Origin of the sequence: Variovorax sp. LjRoot130, from assembly GCF_964253755.1 — a bacterium.
Taxonomy (GTDB): Bacteria; Pseudomonadota; Gammaproteobacteria; order Burkholderiales; family Burkholderiaceae_C; genus Variovorax.
Genome location: NZ_CAXURM020000002.1, coordinates 684391 through 702557 on the forward strand (window position 1 = coordinate 684391; position 18167 = coordinate 702557).

Here is an 18167-nt window from a genome sequence, read left to right on the forward strand (position 1 = left end):
TTCGACAGGGCTACGCACGTGAGGCCGCTGCCATTTGCACCTCGTGCGTTCCCGGACGAAGCGCTGGGAAGCTGGATCGGCCGACTGGCAGCGCGTTACAGGATTGGCGTTTCGCAACTCGACGCGGACTACGAACTCGGACTCGATCTGAGCGGACCACTCGCATGGTTGTCGCCGGAGCCGATGTCTTGGGAATCACTCGAACGACTTGGCTGGCTCACACGCTCTCCGGCCGCGGCAATCTCGGCCCTGGCGGTCGAGCCAGCTCCGGTCAAAGCCAGAGGCACTTCGTACTGCCGCCGATGCGTATTCCTCAATCCGCTGGAGGTCGAGTCGCCTTATTGGAAACGGGACTGGCTCTTGCCGACGGCATCCGTCTGTCCGATCCACAAGGAGCGTCTGACTGTATTGCCTGCCGCACGGGTCAGAGGAAGCGCCAACATGCTGAAACTGATTCGAACAGTCAGCAGGCATGAGCAGATGCTGAAAGAGAAGGGCCGTCGAGGCGGCATTGGCATCAACTATGGGCCTATTGGCAGGATCTAAGAGCCACAACACCTGGCGCGCGCAGCCTCCCTCAGAAAGCAGACGGGTGAGTAGCCGCACTTTGCCTCGGTGAGGCGCCGGACCTTGCCTTTTGCAGCCTTTTGAGTCGCGGAACGTTGCCTTTTGCAGTGCGCGACTACGGAGGGTCGAGCTGCGAGACTGGCGCCGCTGGGAGCTTCGCGCGCGCCGCGCACGTACGTCAGTTTTGGGCTTGATGCGAAGGTCTCTTGTGGGCCCGCTGCGGGCATTGAATCCCTCGCGTCGAATGTCCGCAACGCTGCCCTCAGCGGCCCTTTGTTCGATGCTCCACTCTGCCTTCTATCCGCCTCAGCCGGATACCTCAAGGTGACCCGGCGTCAACTCACTCGATCGCAACCTTTGCATCCTTGACGAGCTTGGAGTACTTCGCTGTGTCGTCCTTGATCTGAGTCGCCATCTGGGCTGGCGTGTCGCCGACCGGCTCGGCGCCGATCTCATCCATGCGCTTCCTGAACTCGGGCGACTTGATGATCTTTACCATCTCGGCGTTGAGCTTCGCGACCACCTCCTTGGGCGTCGCGGCCGGCGCCAGGATGCCGAACCAGGTGCCCTGGTTGAAATCCTTGATGCCGGCTTCGGCCAGCGTGGGCACATCGGGCAAGGTGCTCGATCGCTTCGCGGTGGTCACCGCCAGCGCACGCAGCTTCCCGGCCTTGATGTGCTGCACCAGCGGCGTCAGCGTGTCGAAGGACATGTCGACCTGGCCGCCGAGAAGGTCGGTGGTCAGCGGCGCGCTGCCCTTGTAGGGCACGTGCAGCAGGTCGACACCGGCAATGCCGGAGAACTGCGTCCCGATCAGGTGCTGCACCGTGCCGTTGCCGTTCGAGCCGTACGACAGCTTGCCGGGCGAGGCCTTCGCCAGCGCGACGAGGCTCTTGACGTCGGTGGCCGGAGACTTGGCATTGACCACCAGCACGTTGGGTACCAGGGCCACCGTGGTGACGGGCGCGAAGCTCTTCTCGAAGTCGTAGGGCAGCTTCTTGTAGACGCTGGTGGCGATCGTGTGGTGCACCGCGCCCATGAGCAGCGTGTAGCCGTCGGGCTTGGCCTTCGACACGTAGTCCGCGCCGACGGTTGCGCCGGCGCCGGGCTTGCTCTCGACGATCACCGGCTGGCCGAGGCTTTGCGACAGCGGCGTGGTGATGGCGCGCGCCAGCGCGTCCGAGCTTCCGCCGGCTGGAAACGGCACGATCAGAGTGATGGGCTTCGCGGGCCAGGCCTGCGCGGCGGCGAGCGATGCGGCGAAGCCGAAAGCGATGGCGGTCAGGGCGGTGCGGGGGCGGAATGCGGAAGTCTTCATGATGGTTGTCTCCTTGTGGGTGTGAAGCGACTGTAGGTAGCCGCGAGGTGTTCAATGCGGGCCCGAAAGTGAATCCGGCGTTAACTTGAATTCAACGGTGCAGGCGAGCTCAGCGAAGGGATCGGATGGCCGCACGCCCGGCGAACACGGCATCGCGTCCGAGCTCCGCCTCGATGAGGAGCAGGCGGTTGTACTTGGCCATGCGATCCGAGCGGCACAGCGAGCCGGTCTTGATCTGCGTCGCGGCGGTGCACACGCTCAGGTCGGCGATGGTGGTGTCTTCGGTTTCGCCCGAGCGGTGCGAGATCACTGCGGAGTACCCGGCCTTGTCGGCCATGGCGATGCCGGCGAGCGTCTCGGTCAGCGTGCCGATCTGGTTCGGCTTGATGAGGATCGAGTTGGCCGCGCCGCGCGCGATGCCCTGCTGCAGGATCTCGGTGTTGGTGACGAAGAGGTCGTCGCCGACGAGTTGCACGCGCCGGCCGAGTTTCGCCGTCAGCAGTTCCCACCCATCCCAATCGTCTTCGGCCATGCCGTCTTCGATGGTCACGATGGGATAGGCATCGACCCAGCGCGCCAGGTAGTCGACGAAGCGAGCCGAGTCGAAGCGCCTGGACTCCGAGGCCAGTTCGTACTGCCCGCCCTTGTGGAACTCGGAACTGGCAACGTCCAGGCCCAGGGCAATGTCCGCTCCGGCCTTGAACCCTGCCTGTTCGATCGCAGCCAGGATGATCTCGATGGCCGCCTCGTTCGATGGCAGGTCGGGTGCGAAGCCGCCTTCGTCACCCACCGCGGTCGACATGCCCCTGCTCTTGAGCAGACCCTTCAGCGTGTGGAAGACCTCGACGCCCCAGCGCATCGCTTCGCAGAAGCTGGGCGCGCCCACCGGCACGATCATGAATTCCTGCATGTCGACGTTGTTGTCGGCGTGGGCGCCGCCGTTGATGATGTTCATCATCGGCAGCGGGAGCACCGGCTTGCGTTCTCCGCCGATGTGGCGATAGAGCGCCACGCCGCTGGAGGCCGCCGCGGCCTTGGCGGCCGCGAGCGACACCGCGAGGATCGCGTTCGCACCCAGCCGTGACTTGGTCGCGGTGCCGTCGAAGTCGATCATCAGTCGGTCGAGCGCGGCCTGGTCTTCGGCGGCACGGCCGACCAGCGCCCGGCTCAGCTCGCCGTTGACGTGGCCGACTGCCTTGGTGACGCCCTTGCCGAAGTAGCGCTTCGGGTCGCCGTCGCGCAGCTCGATGGCTTCCCGGGCGCCCGTGGAAGCGCCGGAGGGCGATGCAGCGAAGCCCTTGGCGCCGTCCGAGAGCACCACCTCGGCCGCCACAGTGGGATTGCCGCGGGAGTCCAGGATCTCGAAGCCGCGGATGTGTTGAATCGATGCCATGTCTGCTCCCGTTCAGATCTGCGCGATGCGCAGCAGGTTGGTGGTGCCGGAGGTTCCGAAGGGCATGCCGGCCGAGATCACGATGGTTTGCCCCACGGCCCCGAAGCCTTCCTTCTGCGCGGTGCGGCAGGCGAGCTCGCTCATCTCGGGCACGTCCACCACTTCGTGGCAGAGCACGGCGTGGACGCCCCATGCGAGCGCCAGGCGGCGCGCCGTGGCGAGCCGCGGCGTCATGCCGATGATGGGCGCGCGCGGCCGCTCGCGCGCCATGCGCAGCGCCGAGTAGCCCGAGCTTGTGTAGGCGACAGTGGCCGCCGCGTTGAGCAGGCCTGTGATGTCGCGCATCGCCGAGCCGATGGCGTCGGCCGTGCGCGCCAGTGGCTCAGCGCGCGAGGAATCGATCGCGGTGCGGTAGTTCGGATCGCTCTCGGTGTGCGCGATGATGCTGCTCATCATCTTCACCGCCTCGACCGGATAGCGTCCGCTGGCCGATTCCGCCGACAGCATGACCGCGTCGGCGCCTTCGTAGATCGCGGTCGCCACGTCCGAGGCCTCAGCCCGCGTGGGCACCGGCGCGCTGACCATCGACTCGAGCATCTGGGTGGCGACGATCACCGGTTTGCCGGCCCGCCGGCAGGCGCGGATGATCCGCTTCTGGATCGAGGGGACCTGCTCGGCAGGCATCTCGACGCCGAGGTCTCCGCGGGCGACCATCACCGCATCCGTCTCGGCCACGATGGCATCGAGCGATGCAATGGCGGCCGGCTTTTCGAGCTTGGCCACGATCCCGGCGCGCCCACCTATGATCGCGCGGGCTTCGGTGATGTCTTCCGCGCGCTGCACGAACGACAGCGCGACCCAGTCGATGCCCAGCGTGAGCCCGTAGTCCAGGTCGGCGCGGTCTTTCGCGGTCATGGCGGAAAGCGGCAGCACCACGCCGGGGACGTTCACGCCCTTGCGATCCGACAGCTGGCCGCCGTTCACGACCCGCGTCTCGGCGAAATCGCGGCCGAACTTCTGCACCCGCAGTCGCAGCCGGCCGTCGTCCAGCAGCAGGTCGGTGCCCGTTTCGAGCGCCGCGAAGATCTCGGGGTGCGGCAGTGCGACGCGCGCCGCGCTGCCGGGCGTCTTCGTGTCCAGGTCGAGCCGGAAGGTGTTGCCTTCGACCAGTTCGACAGGGCCATCGGGGAAGGTGCCGATGCGCAGCTTGGGCCCTTGCAGGTCGAGCAGTACGCCGATGGGGCGCCCGCTCTCGCGCTCGACTTCGCGGATCAGATCGAGGCGCCGCTTGTGGTCTTCGTGCGTGCCGTGGCTGAAGTTGAGCCGGAACACATCGGCGCCGGCATCGAACAACGCCCGGATGGTCTGCCGCTCGTCGCTTGCGGGGCCGAGGGTCGCGACGATCTTCGCGTGCTTTTCTCTTCGCATCTCAGTTTCTCCTATGGACGCGCTCGGTGCTGCCGGGACCGGCAGCGATCACGATCGCGCGAAAGTCGTTCACATTGGTCAGGGTCGGACCGGTCACCACCGAGTCGCCGAGCGCCTCGAAGAAGCCGTGGCCGTCGTTGTCGTCGAGGTGCTCGCGCGGCATCAGGCCCTGCGCGCGGGCGCGGGCCAGCGTGTCGGGTGCCAGCAGTGCGCCGGCGATCTCTTCCTGGCCATCGACCCCGTCGGTATCGCCGGCGAGCGCGTGGATGCCGGGCTCGCCGTTCAACGCAATGCCCAGCGCCAGCAGGAATTCGACGTTGCGCCCGCCTCGACCGCGTCCTCGCAGGGTGACGGTGGTCTCCCCGCCGGACAGCAGCACGCACGGCGCCGCCACCGGCTGGCCATGGCGTGCCACCTGCAGCGCGATGCCGGCCAGGGTCCGTGCAACCTCGCGCGCCTCGCCTTCGATTGCATCGCCGAGGATGCAAGTTCTCAGGCCCGCATTGCGGGCGACCACCGCCGCGGCCTCCAGTGCCATCTGCGGTGTCGCGATGAAGCGGGTTTCGATGGGAGGCAGGCGCGGATCGCCCGCCTTCAGCGTCTCGCCCTCGCCGCTTTCAAGCAGCGCGAGGGCCCGTGGTGGCACGTCGATCTCGTACCGACGCAGGATCTCCAGCGCGTCGGCGCAGGTCGTGCGGTCGGGCACGGTGGGCCCGGAGGCGATGTCGATGGGATCGTCACCCGGCACGTCGGACAGCAGCAGATTGACCACGCGAGCGGGATGACATGCCGCGGCCAGTCGTCCGCCCTTGATGGCCGACAGGTGGCGCCGCGCGCAGTTCATCTCGGTGATGCTGGCCCCGCTGGCGAGCAAGGACCGATTGAGCCTCTGCTTGTCTTCCAGCGTGAGTCCCGGCAGCGCCAGCGGCAGCAGCGAGGAGCCTCCGCCTGAGATCAGGCACAGCACCAGGTCGTCGCTGGTGAGACCCTGGACCGTCTCCAGCATGCGTCTCGCCGCGGCCTCGCCGGCGGCGTCGGGCACCGGATGCGCGGCTTCGACGATCTCGATGCGCTCGCAGGGCACGGCGTAGCCGTAGCGCGTCACGACCAGGCCGCTCAGCGGGCCGCGCCAATGATCTTCGACCGCCCGGGCCATCGCGGCCGAGGCCTTGCCGGCGCCGATCACCACCAGTCGGCCTTTCGGCGGCGACGGCAGGTGGCGCGGCACGCACAGCGCAGGCTGGGCGGCGGCGATCGCGGCGTCGAACATGGCGTGCAGGACGTTGCGGGGGTCTGCGGAATTCATGGCAGCAGCCATCCGATTCAGGCCGCGATCCGTGCGCCGCCGAGCTCGACGCGGATCGGCTTGACGTTGCTTGCCTCGTCGTCGTCCCCTTCGTACAGCTCGTCCAGGTTCTCTGGATCGCTCTTGCCGTCGAGTACCTGCGCCAGGCGATCGCGGTCCACCGCACCGACCCAGCGGGCGATCGCGATGGTGCCAACCGCGTTGCCGATGGTGTTGGTGATGGCCCGTGCTTCGGACATGAAGCGGTCGACACCGAGCAGCAGCACCATGCCGGCGACCGGGATCTTGCCCATCGAGGCGAGCGTGGCGGCCAGCGTGATGAAGCCGGAACCCGTGACCCCGGCGGAGCCCTTGGAAGTCAGCAGCAACACGCCCAGCACCACCAGCTGATCGGTCATTGTCAGCGGCGTGTTGGTGGCCTGCGCGATGAAGATCGCGGCCATCGTGTAGTAGATGCACTGGCCATCCGGGTTGAACGTCAGGCCGGAGGGAACGACCAGGCCGACCACCGGCTTCGAGATACCGGCGTGCTCCAGCTTGCGCATCAGCTGCGGCACCACGGATTCGGAAGAGCTGGTGCCCAGCACCGTGAAGAGCTCGTCCTTGATGTACTTGAGGAACTTCCACAGGCTGAACCCCGACAGCCGCGCGATGAATCCGAGCACGACAGCGACGAACAGGAAGCAGGTGACGTACATCGTTCCCATCAGCTTGCCGAGCGAGACGACCGAGCCCAGGCCGTACTTGCCGACGGTGAACGCCATCGCGCCGAAGGCCGCCAGGGGCGCCAGCCGCATGATCATCCCGACGATCGAGAACACGCCGTGCGTGAACGAGTCGAGAAAGTCCACCACCGGCTTGGCGCGCGGCCCGATGTGGGACAGCGCGACGCCGAACATGGTGGCGAAGACCAGGATCTGCAGGATGTCGTTGCGGGCGAGTGCGTCGACGACGCTGGTCGGCACCAGGTGCATGAGGAAGTCGATGAAGCCTTCGGGCTTGGCGCCGGCGGCGGTGTAACCGGCGATGGCCTTGGTATCGAGCTGCGTGGGGTCGATGTTCATGCCCTTGCCAGGTCCGACGACATTGACCACCACCAGGCCGAGTGCCAGCGCGAAGGTCGACAGGATCTCGAAATAGATCAGGGCCCGGACGCCGACGCGACCGAGCTCCTTCATGTTCTCCATCCGGGCGATGCCGAGCACCACGGTGGCGAAGATGATCGGTGCGAACACCATCTTGATCAGCTTGATGAAGACGTCGCCCAACGGCTTGAAGTCGCTGCCGATGTGGGGGACGAAGAAGCCGAGGGCCGCACCGGCGAACACGCCGACGAGCACCTGGACGTACAGCTTTCCGAAGAAGCGGCGCATGGTTTGTCTCCTGGTGGATGTGTGGGCACGAGTTCGTCCCTGCGGCGCTTGGCGGCCGCTTCAGGCTGAGAGGCGGCGCGTACCGCGCGGCCCATCGGTTCAGCTAAAGGGAAAGCCCGGCCGCCGGCGGCCGGGGTCAGGGGCCGTCAGGCCGCCTTGCGTTGCGCGCTGCCGGCCACCTGGTCGCACACGGCCTGGGTGACTTGAGCTGTCGTTGCCGTGCCGCCCAGGTCGCGCGTGTGCAGCGACTTGTCGGCAGTGACTTTCTCGATGGCCTGCATGACGCGCTTCGCGGCATCGGTCTCGCCGAGATGCTCCAGCAGCATCACGACCGACCAGAAGGTGCCGACCGGGTTGGCGAGGCCCTTGCCCATGATGTCGAAGGCCGAGCCGTGGATCGGCTCGAACATCGACGGGTAGCGGCGCTCGGGATCGATGTTGCCGGTGGGCGCGATGCCCAGGCTGCCGGCCAGCGCGGCGGCGAGGTCGCTCAGGATGTCGGCGTGCAGGTTGGTCGCGACGATGGTGTCGAGCGACGCCGGGTTGTTGATCATGCGGGCCGTCGATGCATCGACGAGTTCCTTGTCCCACTTGACGTCCGGGAACTCCTTGGAGATCTGCAGCGCGATCTCGTCCCACATGACCATCGCATGGCGCTGGGCATTGCTCTTGGTGATGACGGTCAGCAGCTTGCGGGGCCGCGACTGCGCCAGCTTGAAGGCGAAGCGCATGATGCGCTCGACGCCGGCTCGGGTCATCATCGACACGTCGGTGGCGGCCTCGATCGGATGGCCCTGGTGCACGCGGCCGCCGACGCCGGAGTATTCGCCTTCGGAGTTCTCGCGCACGATGACCCAGTTGAGGTCGTCCGGGCCGCAGCGCTTGAGCGGGCCGTCGATGCCGGGGAGGATGCGCGTCGGGCGCACGTTGGCGTACTGGTCGAAGCCCTGGCAGATCTTCAGGCGCAGGCCCCAGAGGGTGATGTGGTCGGGAATGTGCGGGTCGCCGGCCGAGCCGAACAGGATCGCATCCTTGTCGCGAATGGCGTTCAGGCCGTCGTCCGGCATCATGACGCCGTGCTCGCGGAAGTAGTCGCCGCCCCAGTCGAAGTTCTCGAACTCGAACTTGAAGCTGCTGCCGGCAGAGGCCAGGGCTTCCAGCACTTGCTGGCCGGCGGGCACGACTTCCTTGCCGATGCCGTCGCCGGGAATGGTTGCGATCTTGTACGTCTTCATGGGGTTGTCTCCGAGGGGGTGGTGTTGAAGGGGTAGGGGTACTGTAAGAATTCGACACCCCATCGAAGCGGCGCTAAAGTGAATCCATTGTTAACCTGAGTTCAACAGTGGAGCGACCATGACCAGTGCAATCCTGCCGGCGGACCTGGGCTTTTTCTCCGTGCTTGCCGGTGCGGGAAGTCTCAGCGCCGCGGCGCGAGAACTCGGGATCACCACGCCTGCGGTGAGCAAGCATCTCGCGCTGATGGAGTCACGCGTCGGGGTGTCGCTGGTCAATCGCTCGACGCGCCGCATGAGTCTCACGCCCGAAGGCGAGTTGTACCTGGAGCATGCGCGGCGGATCCTCGGAGAGATCGATGACATGGAAGAACTGCTCGGCGTTTCCAGGGCGGTCCCGAAGGGCCTGCTGCGGGTGAATGCCACGCTGGGCTTCGGGCGCAGCCACGTGGCGCCGCTGATCTCGCGGTTCGTGCGCAAGTATCCGGAGGTCGAGGTGCAGCTGCAGTTGTCGGTCAACCCTCCGGCGCCGACCGAAGACCTATTCGATGTCTGCGTGCGATTCGGCGCACCGCCGGACAGCCGCGTCATTGCCAGGCGCATCGCGGCCAACCGCCGCCTGCTGTGCGCGGCGCCGGCCTATCTGGCCAGGCATGGCATCCCGAAGGTTCCGAACGACCTGACGAAGCACAACTGCATCGGCATCCGCCAGGGCGAGGAAGCCTACGGCGTCTGGCGGCTGGCGAGCGGGAGAGGCCGCAGTGCGAACACCGAAGCGGTCAAGACGCGCGGGAACCTGGCGACCAACGATGGCGAGATCGCGGTCAACTGGGCGCTCGACGGCCACGGCATCCTGATGCGGGCCGAGTGGGACATCGAACGCTATCTTCGCAACGGCCGGCTGGTACAGGTGCTGCCGCAGTACTTCACGCCCGATGCCGACATCTACGCGGTGTACCCGCAGCGGCACCAACTGGCCGCGCGGGTCCGGGCCTTCGTGGACTTCTTGGCGTTGTCATTCACTCAGCAGGCGGCGAGCGCGAAAGCGTAGCCTGTGTAGAAAAAGCCCGGGGCCCGCAAGTCCGGAGCGCAATGTCAGCTGCACGGAGCTCAGTGGCTCGACGAAAGTCTGCAGCTGAATCCGGCGGTTGGCCGATTCTGACCTGCCCAGCCGGGATCTCAGCTTGGCGTCTCATGAGTCTTCATCAGCAGCGGAGCCTCCAAAATCGCCGAGCGCATTCCTCAACACCTCGCGCAACAGCGGCATGGCCGGGGCCTCGGTGCGCCCCGCGAGCGTCACCAGTCCGAAGCGTGCCGCACCGGGCAGCATGGGCTTGACGGGCAGCACCACCAAGTCGGGAGCGGCACGGGGAATTCCCAGCATGACCACGTCGCTCTCGCGCGCCACCTTGACCAGGCTGGCGAGGTCGTTGCTCTGAAGCGATAGGCAATGGTCGGGGTGCGCCTGAGGGCCGTAGAGCTCGATCATGCTGCGGGCGATGTCGTCGTCGAGCAGGGTGGACGCGAGCGGATAGCGCGCGAGGGCGTCGAAACCGATGGTGCCGCGCACTCGCGTGAGCGGATGGCCTGGGCGGCACAGGAAAGCGCCCTGCATTTGCACGAGCGTCTCCACGTGCAGGTCGGTGGCGGGCTCGAGCGACCGGACCTCGACCACGAGCGCGTCCAGATCGCGACTGCGCAGGCCCATGGCAAGTTGGTTGGAGTCGCCGTGCGACACGCCCACACGCAATGTGGGCTTGTGCTTCGCGGCGAGCTGCAAGATGGGCGCCATCAGCATCGCGGCCGGGCTAGAGCCCAGCCCCACGCGCAGGGTCCCCGCGCGGCCGTCGGCGGTGCGGCCGCCACACGTCACGAGCTCGTCCGCGTCAATCAGCAATTGGCGCGCCCGCCGCACGATCTCGCGGCCGAAGTTGGTGAGCTCTGCGCGGTGGCCGACGCGGTCGAACAGAGGCTGCCCAAGCTCTTCCTCCAGCGCTTGGATGCTGCGGCTGAGCGCAGGCTGTGTCACGAATGTCTCGCGGGCAGAACGAGTGAACGAGCCGGTGGAGGCAAGGGAGACGAGATGCCGCAGTTGAACGAGGGTCATCGGAGAGCCGCCTTAAATGATGAATCGTAGTCATCATATTCAATACAACAATGCATTGGACTTTGCTTTTGGTCAGCCCTAGATTCATGTCCGCGCTGCATCGATGTCCGTTGCAGCGGCGATCGGGAGCCCACGAATGAACAGCATGCGCACGAGAAGCGACGGCGGTGAAGGCGGCAAGGGGGTGGAAGCGGCCGGCCTGCGGCTGGAAACACTGGCAATCCACGCGGGGCGCGCGATCGACGAAGGCACCGGCGCGGTCGCACTGCCAATTCACTTGTCAACCACCTTCGAGCGCGACGTGGACGGCAGCTATCCGCGTCGCTTCATGTATGGGCGCAACCGCCATCCTGGGCGCGCCGCGCTGGAAGAGGCGGTGGCGCTGCTCGACGGCGGCGCGGCGGCGGCCGCGTTCAGTTCCGGCGTGGCCGCAGCGGGGGCGATCTTCCAGGGCCTGCAGCCTGGCGACCACGTGGTGGCGCCGGCCCAGGGCTACTACGGCACGGTGAACGTGCTCGACCGCATTTTTGCCAAGTGGGGCCTGCAGCGCTCGTTCGTGGAGTTCACTTCGCTTGACGCGCTGCGTGCGAGTCTGACACCGCAGACCCGGCTGGTTTGGATCGAGACGCCGTCGAACCCGATGCTGCGGTGCGTGGACATTGCTGCGGTGACCGAACTGGCCCATGCGCGCGGCATTCGCGTGGTTGTCGACAACACCTTCGCGAGCCCCGTGGTCCAGCAGCCGTTGCGGCTGGGCTGCGACATGGTGACGTACTCGACCACCAAGTACCTCGGGGGGCACAGCGACGTTCTGGGCGGCGTGGTGGTCTCGCGCGAGAACGACGATCATTTCGAGGCCGTGCGCGCCGCACAGGTGTATGGCGGCGGCGTGCTGTCGCCTTTCGACTGCTGGCTCTTGATGCGCTCGCTGCCGACGCTACCGCATCGCATGCGAGTGCACTGCGCCAATGCACAGCGCCTTGCCGAGTACTTGGTCGGGCACCCGCGCGTAACGGCGGTGCATTACCCCGGCCTGCCCGGTCACGCCACGCACCACGTGGCCCGCGCGCAGATGCGCGGCTTCGGCGGCATGCTGTCGTTCGAAGTCGAGGGAGGCATGAAGGCGGCCATGGCTTTGGCGGCCAGGCTGCAGCTCTTCACCCGCGCCACGAGCTTCGGCGGCGTCGAGAGCCTTGTCGAGCACCACGCGTCGATCGCAGGGCCGCGCAGCACCGTGCCGCAAGGGCTGCTGCGGCTGTCGGTCGGGCTCGAGCATCCCGACGACCTCGTCGCCGATCTGGAGCAAGCGCTGGTGGCGGGTTGACGCTTCGCGTCGCCGCCAACCCCTTCCAACCGCACATCCATGTACACGCACACTGAAACGAATACGCACGCGGACGCTCACGCTCACGTCGCGACTCCCCCGCACTTTGACAAGGTGCTCCCAGGCGTGCGCGCCATCACGCAAGAGATGGTCGACGTGCGCCACCAGATCCACGCGAACCCCGAGCTGTCGCTGAAGGAGCGCGCCACCAGCGAGCTGGTAGCGCAAATGCTGGCCGAATGGGGCTACGAAGTGCACCGCGGGTTGGCCGGCACCGGCGTGGTCGGTACGCTGAAGCTGGGCAACGGTAAGCGGCGCGTGGGCATCCGCGCCGACATGGACGCGCTGCCCATCCACGAGGAGACCGGCCTCGACTACGCCAGCCGCAACCCCGGCGTGATGCATGCCTGCGGCCACGACGGCCACACCGCGATCTTGCTGACGGCGGCGCGCCACCTGGCCCGCTCGCGCGAATTCGACGGCACGCTACACCTGATTTTCCAGCCAGCAGAGGAGCGTGACTGCGGCGCCGACATCATGGTCAAGGCGGGGCTCTTCAAAATGTTCCCGTGCGACATGGTGTTTGCACTGCACAACATGCCGGGCGCGCGAGTGGGCAGCTTCGGCTTTCTGTCGGGATGCTTCATGGCCTCGTCAGACACGGTGCACATCGTGGTCAAGGGCAAGGGCGGGCACGGAGCCAACCCGCACCGCGCCAACGACACGGTGGTGGCAGCGTCGCACATCGTGCTGGCGCTGCAGACCATCGTCTCGCGCAACGTCGATCCGCGCGACACGGCGATCATCACAGTTGGCGCGATCCACGGTGGCGAGGCTTCCAACGTGATTCCGGGCGAGGTTCGGCTGACGCTGTCGGTGCGTGCCTTCGACCCGGCCGTGCGCGAACAGCTGCAACAGCGCATTGCCGAAGTGGCGCAAGGGCAGGCGGCAGCGTTGCAGTGCACCGCCGAGGTCGACTATCGCCTGGGCTGTCCGGCCACGATCAATGACGACGCCGCAACCCGCTTCGCGCGGGACATTGCCGTCGAGTGGCTGGGGCCCGAATGCCTGATGGATGGCGTGCGCCCGGTCACCGGCAGCGAAGACTTTTCGTTCATGCTCGAAGCGGTTCCCGGCTGCTACTTCATCGTGGGAAATGGCGTGGGCGAGACACACGCCACCGGTGGCTGCATGGTGCACAACCCTGGCTACGACTTCAACGACGACCTGTTGCCCATTGCCGCCACTTACTGGGTGCGGCTGGTGGAACGCTACCTGCGCGCGGACGCAGTATGAAGGCATCCATGTGACCTGAAGCCGGCACTCCGCTCTGTCAATCGAACCCGATCCCAAACGTCTGTCATTTCAGAGGAACCACCATGAAGCAGCTTGCTCGCGCCCTCCGGCAACTGGGTTTCGTCGTAACCGCACTCGCCCTGGCTGCCGCCGCACCGGCCGATGCGCAGACGCTGACGGTGGGTATGAAAGGCGAGCCGATGTCGCTCGATCCGGCATTTCGCGCCATAACCACCGACATGCAGGTGGCCGGCCACATCTTCGATGCGCTGGTCACCTCGACGCCAGATCTGCGCCTGCAGCCCGCGCTGGCCACCGAGTGGAAGGCCGTCGAGCCCACGGTGTGGGAGTTCAAGCTGCGGCCGAACGTGCGCTTTTCCGACGGCACGCCCTTCTCGGCGCAGGACGTGGTGTTCTCGTTCGACCGGCTGGCCAAAGTGCCCAATAGCCCCTCGCCGCTCGCGCTGCTGGTGCGCGGGGTCAAGCAGGTGACGGCGGTCGACGCGCTCACCGTGCGCATCGAGACCGCCACGCGCACGCCCAACCTGCCGCGCATGGTGGAGCGCGTGATGATCATGTCGAAGCAGCGCGCCTCGGGCCCCGCACCAGAGGGCAAGACGACTTCGCAGCTCAACGGCGGCGATGGCCTGGTCGGCACAGGACCCTTCGCGTTCACGTCTTGGAACCGGGGCGCGGAGATCGTGCTGGAACGCAACCCGAACTACTGGGGCGCGCCGGTGCCGTGGCAGCGCGTGGTGCTGCGCGTCATTCCGAATCCGGCCGCGCGGCTGAGCGCGCTGATGTCCGGCGGCGTCGACATCGTCGAAGACCCTTCGCCGGACGACCTGCCGCGCCTGGCCAAGGATCCGCAGCTGAAGGTGGCCACGGCGCTGACGGCGCGCATCATCTACATCGGCCTGGACATCGCGCCGCCCAAGCTGGCCGGCATTGAGGCCAATCCCTTGCAGGACGTGCGCGTGCGCCGCGCGCTGGCCATGGCCATCGACCGCAAGGTGCTTGGGGAGCGCATCATGGAGAACATGTCGCAACCGACGGTGAACGTGATCGCGCCCATGATGGAAGGTGGCACCAGCGGAGCCAAGCTGCCTGCGGCCGACGTGGCCGGCGCGCGCAAGCTGCTGCAGGAGGCTGGCTATCCCAACGGCTTCGCAATGCCGCTCGGCGCACCCAACGGCCGCTACGTGAACGACGCCAAGCTCGCGCAGGCAGTGGCCTCGATGTGGGGGCGCATCGGCGTGAAAGTGGCGCTAGATACGCCCACCACCGCTATCTTCTTCAAGAACCTGGTGGCGTACGAGTACCCGAGCCACATCGCGGGCTGGGCCGACACGTCGTCGACCGACCGCCTGCGTGCGATGTTCGCCCCACGCGGCGAACGCCCGGCCGACGGCGCCACCAACTACGGGCGCTACCGCAACCCCGAACTCACGGCGTTGATCGACAAGGCTGCGGTGGACTTCAACGATTCCGAGCGCGTCGCCCTGACCCGCAAGGTGGAGCAGGCAGCCGTCGACGACGTGGCAGTGATTCCGTTGCACTTCGAGAAATCGGCCGTTGCCATGCGGCGCGGCTTCGACTACGTGCCACGCGCCGACCAGCTGTACCTGTCGCAGAACGTGCGCCCCGACGCCGCCGTCGCGCGATCGGCGAAGTAGGCCGCTGCACCAGGCAGGCCTTTTACTCCTCAACCGCGTCCGACCAGGATTCCACATGCTCGGCTTCCTGTCCTCCCGGCTGCTGCAAACCGCCGTCGTGCTGCTGGCGGTGTCCGCGCTGGTGTTTGCTGGCGTCTATGTGATCGGCAACCCGGTCGACGTGATGATCAGCCCCCTGGCCACGCCCGAGGAGCGCCTGGGCGTGGCCCGCGCTCTAGGCCTGGACCAATCCTTGTGGGTGCAGTACGCGCGCTTCCTGGGTGACGCGCTGCACGCGGACTTCGGCAAGAGCTTCATGGCGGGACAGCCGGCGATGCACCTGATCTTCCAGCGCGCGCCGGCGACCCTGGAGCTGGCAGTGGCGGCCATGGGCCTTGCGGCGTTGGTCGGCATTCCGCTCGGTCTGCTGGCGGCCGTGCGACCCGAGGCGTGGCTGTCGCGCGCGGGCATGGGCTTTTCCATCGTGGGGCTCAGCCTGCCGTCGTTCTGGATCGCGATCGTGCTGATCATGGTGCTGTCGGTGTGGGCGGGTGTGCTGCCTTCGTCCGGCCGCGGCGAGACGCGTGAGATGTTCGGCATCCAGTGGAGCTTTCTCACTGCCGATGGCTGCGCCACCTCGTGCTGCCGGCGCTCACGCTCGCGCTGCCCAAGATCGCGCTGCTGGCGCGGCTCACGCGCGGGGCGGCGATGGAGATCGTGTCGAGTGAGTACATCCAGTTCGCGCGCGCCAAGGGGCTGCGCGCCTCTCGCATCGTGGGCGTGCACCTGCTGGGCAACCTGATGGTGCCGCTGGTGACGGTGCTGGCCATGGAGTTCGGCGGGCTGGTGGCGTTCTCGGTCATCACCGAGTCGATCTTCGCGTGGCCGGGCGCGGGCAAGCTGCTGATCGATTCGATCCTGGCGCTGGACCGGCCAGTTGTGGTGGCCTATGTGATGGTGGTGGTCAGTTTCCTGGTGGTGCTCAACCTGCTGGCGGACCTGATGTATGGAATTCTCGACCCGCGTATCCGGCTCAAGAGGCGTGCCGCATGAGTGCAGTACCTGTTCATCCGCATTCCCCTGATCCCGCGGAAGGCATGTGCGCCGATGCCTCCGTCGAAGGGCTGCCGGGCAGCGCGCTTGCATCGCAGGAGCCCGTTCTCGCGGCTGCTTCCGCACCTGCGGCGCAGCCCTTGAAGGACGATGCAGCTGTACAGGTTGCTGCCGCCTCCGTTCCCCCTCGTACCCGTGCCGCATGGCGCAACCTGTTCGCGCAGCTTTTCGAAAGTCGCATCGCCGGCGCGGCCGCCATATTGCTCGGCATTGTCGTGCTGGCCGCAGTGCTGGCGCCATGGATCGCACCGCAGAACCCCTATGACCTCGGAAGCCTTGAGATCCTTGACTCCAAGCTGCCCCCCGGCAGCCTCTCTGGCGACGGCAGCATGCGCTACTGGCTGGGCAGCGACGAGCAGGGCCGCGACCTGCTGTCGGCCATCCTCTATGGGCTGCGCATCAGTCTCTATGTTGGGGTGCTCGCCGTCAGCGGGGTGCTGGTAATCGGCACGCTCATGGGGCTCATCGCCGCTTATGCGCGCGGCTGGGCTGACGCGCTGATCATGCGCATCGTCGACATCCAGTTGGCGCTACCGGGCGTGCTGATCGCGCTCATATTGCTGTCGATTCTGGGCAAGGGAGTCGACAAGGTCGCTATCGCGCTGATCGTCGGCGGCTGGGCTTTCCTTGCGCGTGCGGCGCGTGCTGCGGCAATGGTCGAGCGCGACAAGGAGTACATGGAGGCCGCGCAGGGTCTGGGTTTCAGCCCGGCGCGGCGCCTGGTGCGACACCTGCTGCCCAACTGCATGCCGCCGTTGATGGTGCTAGCCACCATCGGCTTTGCCGAGGCCATTGCCGCCGAGGCGGCGCTGTCCTTCCTGGGCGTTGGGGTGCCGGTGAGCGAGCCGTCGCTTGGCATGCTCACTGCCAATGGTTTCGACTATCTCATATCAGGCAATTATTGGCTGAGTCTGTTCCCTGGGCTGGCGCTGGCGATCACCATCCTCGCCTTCAACATAGTGGGTGACCGTCTGCGACAGATCGCGAATCCGAGGGCCGCGCGATGAAGCCGTCTGACGTCTTGTCAGCGGCCTCGCCGGTGCTGTCGGTGCAGGACCTGCACACTGTGTTCGAGACGCGCGGAGGAACGGTGCGCTCGGTGGACGGCGTCGACCTCGAACTGGGCCGTGGCGAGATCCTGGGTCTGGTTGGTGAGTCAGGCTCGGGCAAGAGCGTGACCGGCTTTTCGATCATGGGCTTGGTCGACCCGCCAGGGCGGGTGTTGCAGGGCAGGGTGCTGCTTGACGGGCGCGAACTGCTGAGCGAAGTGCCTTCGGCGATGCGCTCGCTGCGCGGGCGCAAGCTGGCGATGATCTTCCAAGACCCGATGATGACGCTCAATCCGGTGATGCGGATCGGGACACAGATGACTGAGGCAGTTACAGCGCACGTGAAGGTCACTCGACAGGAAGCGCGGGAACGCGCGCTGCGGAGCCTGATCAAGGTGGGCATCGCCGCGCCGGAGAAGCGGCTGGCGGCGTATCCGCACGAGCTCTCGGGGGGCATGCGCCAGCGTGTGGCCATCGCCATTGCACTGCTGCATCAGCCCGACGTGGTCATCGCGGACGAGCCCACCACGGCACTCGACGTGACCATCCAGAGCCAGATCCTCTACGAGATGCAGCGGCTGTGCCGCGAATCGCGCACCGCCCTGCTGTGGATCTCGCACGACCTGGCGGTGGTGGCAGGGCTTGCCGACAGAGTTGCCGTGATGTATGCCGGTCGCATCGTCGAAACTGCCCCCACGCGTGAGCTGATTGAGCGCCCGCGCCACCCTTACAGCGCCGGGCTGATCGCTGCCGTGCCCCGCATGGGGCGGGCGCACGGCGAGCCGTTGGCACAGATTCCGGGCACATCCCCCGGTGCGTTGGAGCGCCCCGCAGGCTGTGCCTTTGCGCCACGTTGCCCGCACGCGCAAGTCCTATGCCGCGAGAAAGCGCCCGAGGTCACCAGCCCACGGCCGGGCGTGTCGTGGCGATGCTGGTTTCCGCTGAGCATGGACGCTTCGGAGGCACGCGCATGAACACGATGACCAGCAAACCGGAACAGCTCGAG

14 protein-coding genes and 1 pseudogene are annotated in these 18167 nt (G+C 66.7%); 8 read left to right on the forward strand and 7 right to left on the reverse strand.

What is annotated here, in order from left to right; all coding sequences use genetic code 11:
- Positions 1-18: 18 nt before the first annotated feature.
- On the forward strand, positions 19-546 hold the full coding sequence (locus ACSQ86_RS33060) for a TniQ family protein (RefSeq protein WP_436307746.1): 528 nt from the start codon (positions 19-21) through the stop codon (positions 544-546).
- Between the two features lie 361 nt (positions 547-907).
- Here the strand turns inward: ACSQ86_RS33060 and ACSQ86_RS33065 are convergent, their stop codons facing one another.
- The 6 genes from ACSQ86_RS33065 to ACSQ86_RS33090 form a co-directional block, all read right to left on the reverse strand.
- Positions 908-1885, reverse strand: coding sequence for a Bug family tripartite tricarboxylate transporter substrate binding protein (locus tag ACSQ86_RS33065; RefSeq protein ID WP_436310524.1), 978 nt, complete (start codon positions 1883-1885; stop codon positions 908-910).
- Positions 1886-1994: 109 nt separating this feature from the next.
- Positions 1995-3278, reverse strand: a complete 1284-nt coding sequence (eno, locus tag ACSQ86_RS33070; protein ID WP_436310525.1) for a phosphopyruvate hydratase — start codon at positions 3276-3278, stop codon at positions 1995-1997.
- A gap of 12 nt (positions 3279-3290) precedes the next feature.
- Positions 3291-4706 (reverse strand): pyruvate kinase, encoded by a 1416-nt coding sequence (gene pyk, locus ACSQ86_RS33075; RefSeq protein ID WP_436310526.1) that lies wholly within the window; start codon positions 4704-4706, stop codon positions 3291-3293.
- 1 nt (position 4707) lies between these two features.
- A complete protein-coding gene (locus ACSQ86_RS33080) occupies positions 4708-6012 on the reverse strand; it encodes a glycerate kinase type-2 family protein (protein WP_436310527.1) in 1305 nt (434 codons plus the stop codon).
- 17 nt (positions 6013-6029) lie between these two features.
- Positions 6030-7385 carry a dicarboxylate/amino acid:cation symporter gene (locus tag ACSQ86_RS33085; RefSeq protein ID WP_436310528.1) on the reverse strand — a complete coding sequence of 452 codons (1356 nt, stop codon included), beginning with the start codon at positions 7383-7385 and terminating at the stop codon, positions 6030-6032.
- 146 nt (positions 7386-7531) lie between these two features.
- Positions 7532-8620 (reverse strand): tartrate dehydrogenase, encoded by a 1089-nt coding sequence (locus tag ACSQ86_RS33090; RefSeq protein WP_436310529.1) that lies wholly within the window; start codon positions 8618-8620, stop codon positions 7532-7534.
- A 118-nt stretch (positions 8621-8738) separates the two neighbouring features.
- Between ACSQ86_RS33090 and ACSQ86_RS33095 the strand changes: the two genes are divergently transcribed.
- On the forward strand, positions 8739-9668 hold the full coding sequence (locus tag ACSQ86_RS33095) for a LysR substrate-binding domain-containing protein (protein WP_436310530.1): 930 nt from the start codon (positions 8739-8741) through the stop codon (positions 9666-9668).
- Between the two features lie 141 nt (positions 9669-9809).
- Here the strand turns inward: ACSQ86_RS33095 and ACSQ86_RS33100 are convergent, their stop codons facing one another.
- Positions 9810-10724, reverse strand: coding sequence for a LysR family transcriptional regulator (locus ACSQ86_RS33100; RefSeq protein WP_436310531.1), 915 nt, complete (start codon positions 10722-10724; stop codon positions 9810-9812).
- 145 nt (positions 10725-10869) lie between these two features.
- On the opposite strand from ACSQ86_RS33100, the gene ACSQ86_RS33105 reads away from it, so the two are divergent.
- The 6 genes and pseudogenes from ACSQ86_RS33105 to ACSQ86_RS33130 all read left to right on the forward strand — a co-directional run bounded on the left by ACSQ86_RS33105 (position 10870) and on the right by ACSQ86_RS33130 (position 18135).
- Positions 10870-12048: a trans-sulfuration enzyme family protein gene (locus ACSQ86_RS33105; RefSeq protein WP_436310532.1), complete on the forward strand. Its 1179-nt coding sequence runs from the start codon at positions 10870-10872 to the stop codon at positions 12046-12048.
- Between the two features lie 147 nt (positions 12049-12195).
- Entirely contained in the window at positions 12196-13344 is a 1149-nt protein-coding gene (locus tag ACSQ86_RS33110) for a M20 aminoacylase family protein (RefSeq protein WP_436310891.1), read from the forward strand.
- An 83-nt stretch (positions 13345-13427) separates the two neighbouring features.
- Positions 13428-15020: an ABC transporter substrate-binding protein gene (locus ACSQ86_RS33115; protein WP_436310533.1), complete on the forward strand. Its 1593-nt coding sequence runs from the start codon at positions 13428-13430 to the stop codon at positions 15018-15020.
- Between the two features lie 55 nt (positions 15021-15075).
- Positions 15076-16052: pseudogene (locus ACSQ86_RS33120) on the forward strand (ABC transporter permease).
- Between the two features lie 44 nt (positions 16053-16096).
- On the forward strand, positions 16097-17119 hold the full coding sequence (locus tag ACSQ86_RS33125; protein ID WP_436310534.1) for an ABC transporter permease: 1023 nt from the start codon (positions 16097-16099) through the stop codon (positions 17117-17119).
- Positions 17116-18135 carry an ABC transporter ATP-binding protein gene (locus tag ACSQ86_RS33130; protein WP_436310535.1) on the forward strand — a complete coding sequence of 340 codons (1020 nt, stop codon included), beginning with the start codon at positions 17116-17118 and terminating at the stop codon, positions 18133-18135. Before ACSQ86_RS33125 ends, ACSQ86_RS33130 begins: the two co-directional genes overlap by 4 nt.
- Positions 18136-18167: the final 32 nt, after the last annotated feature.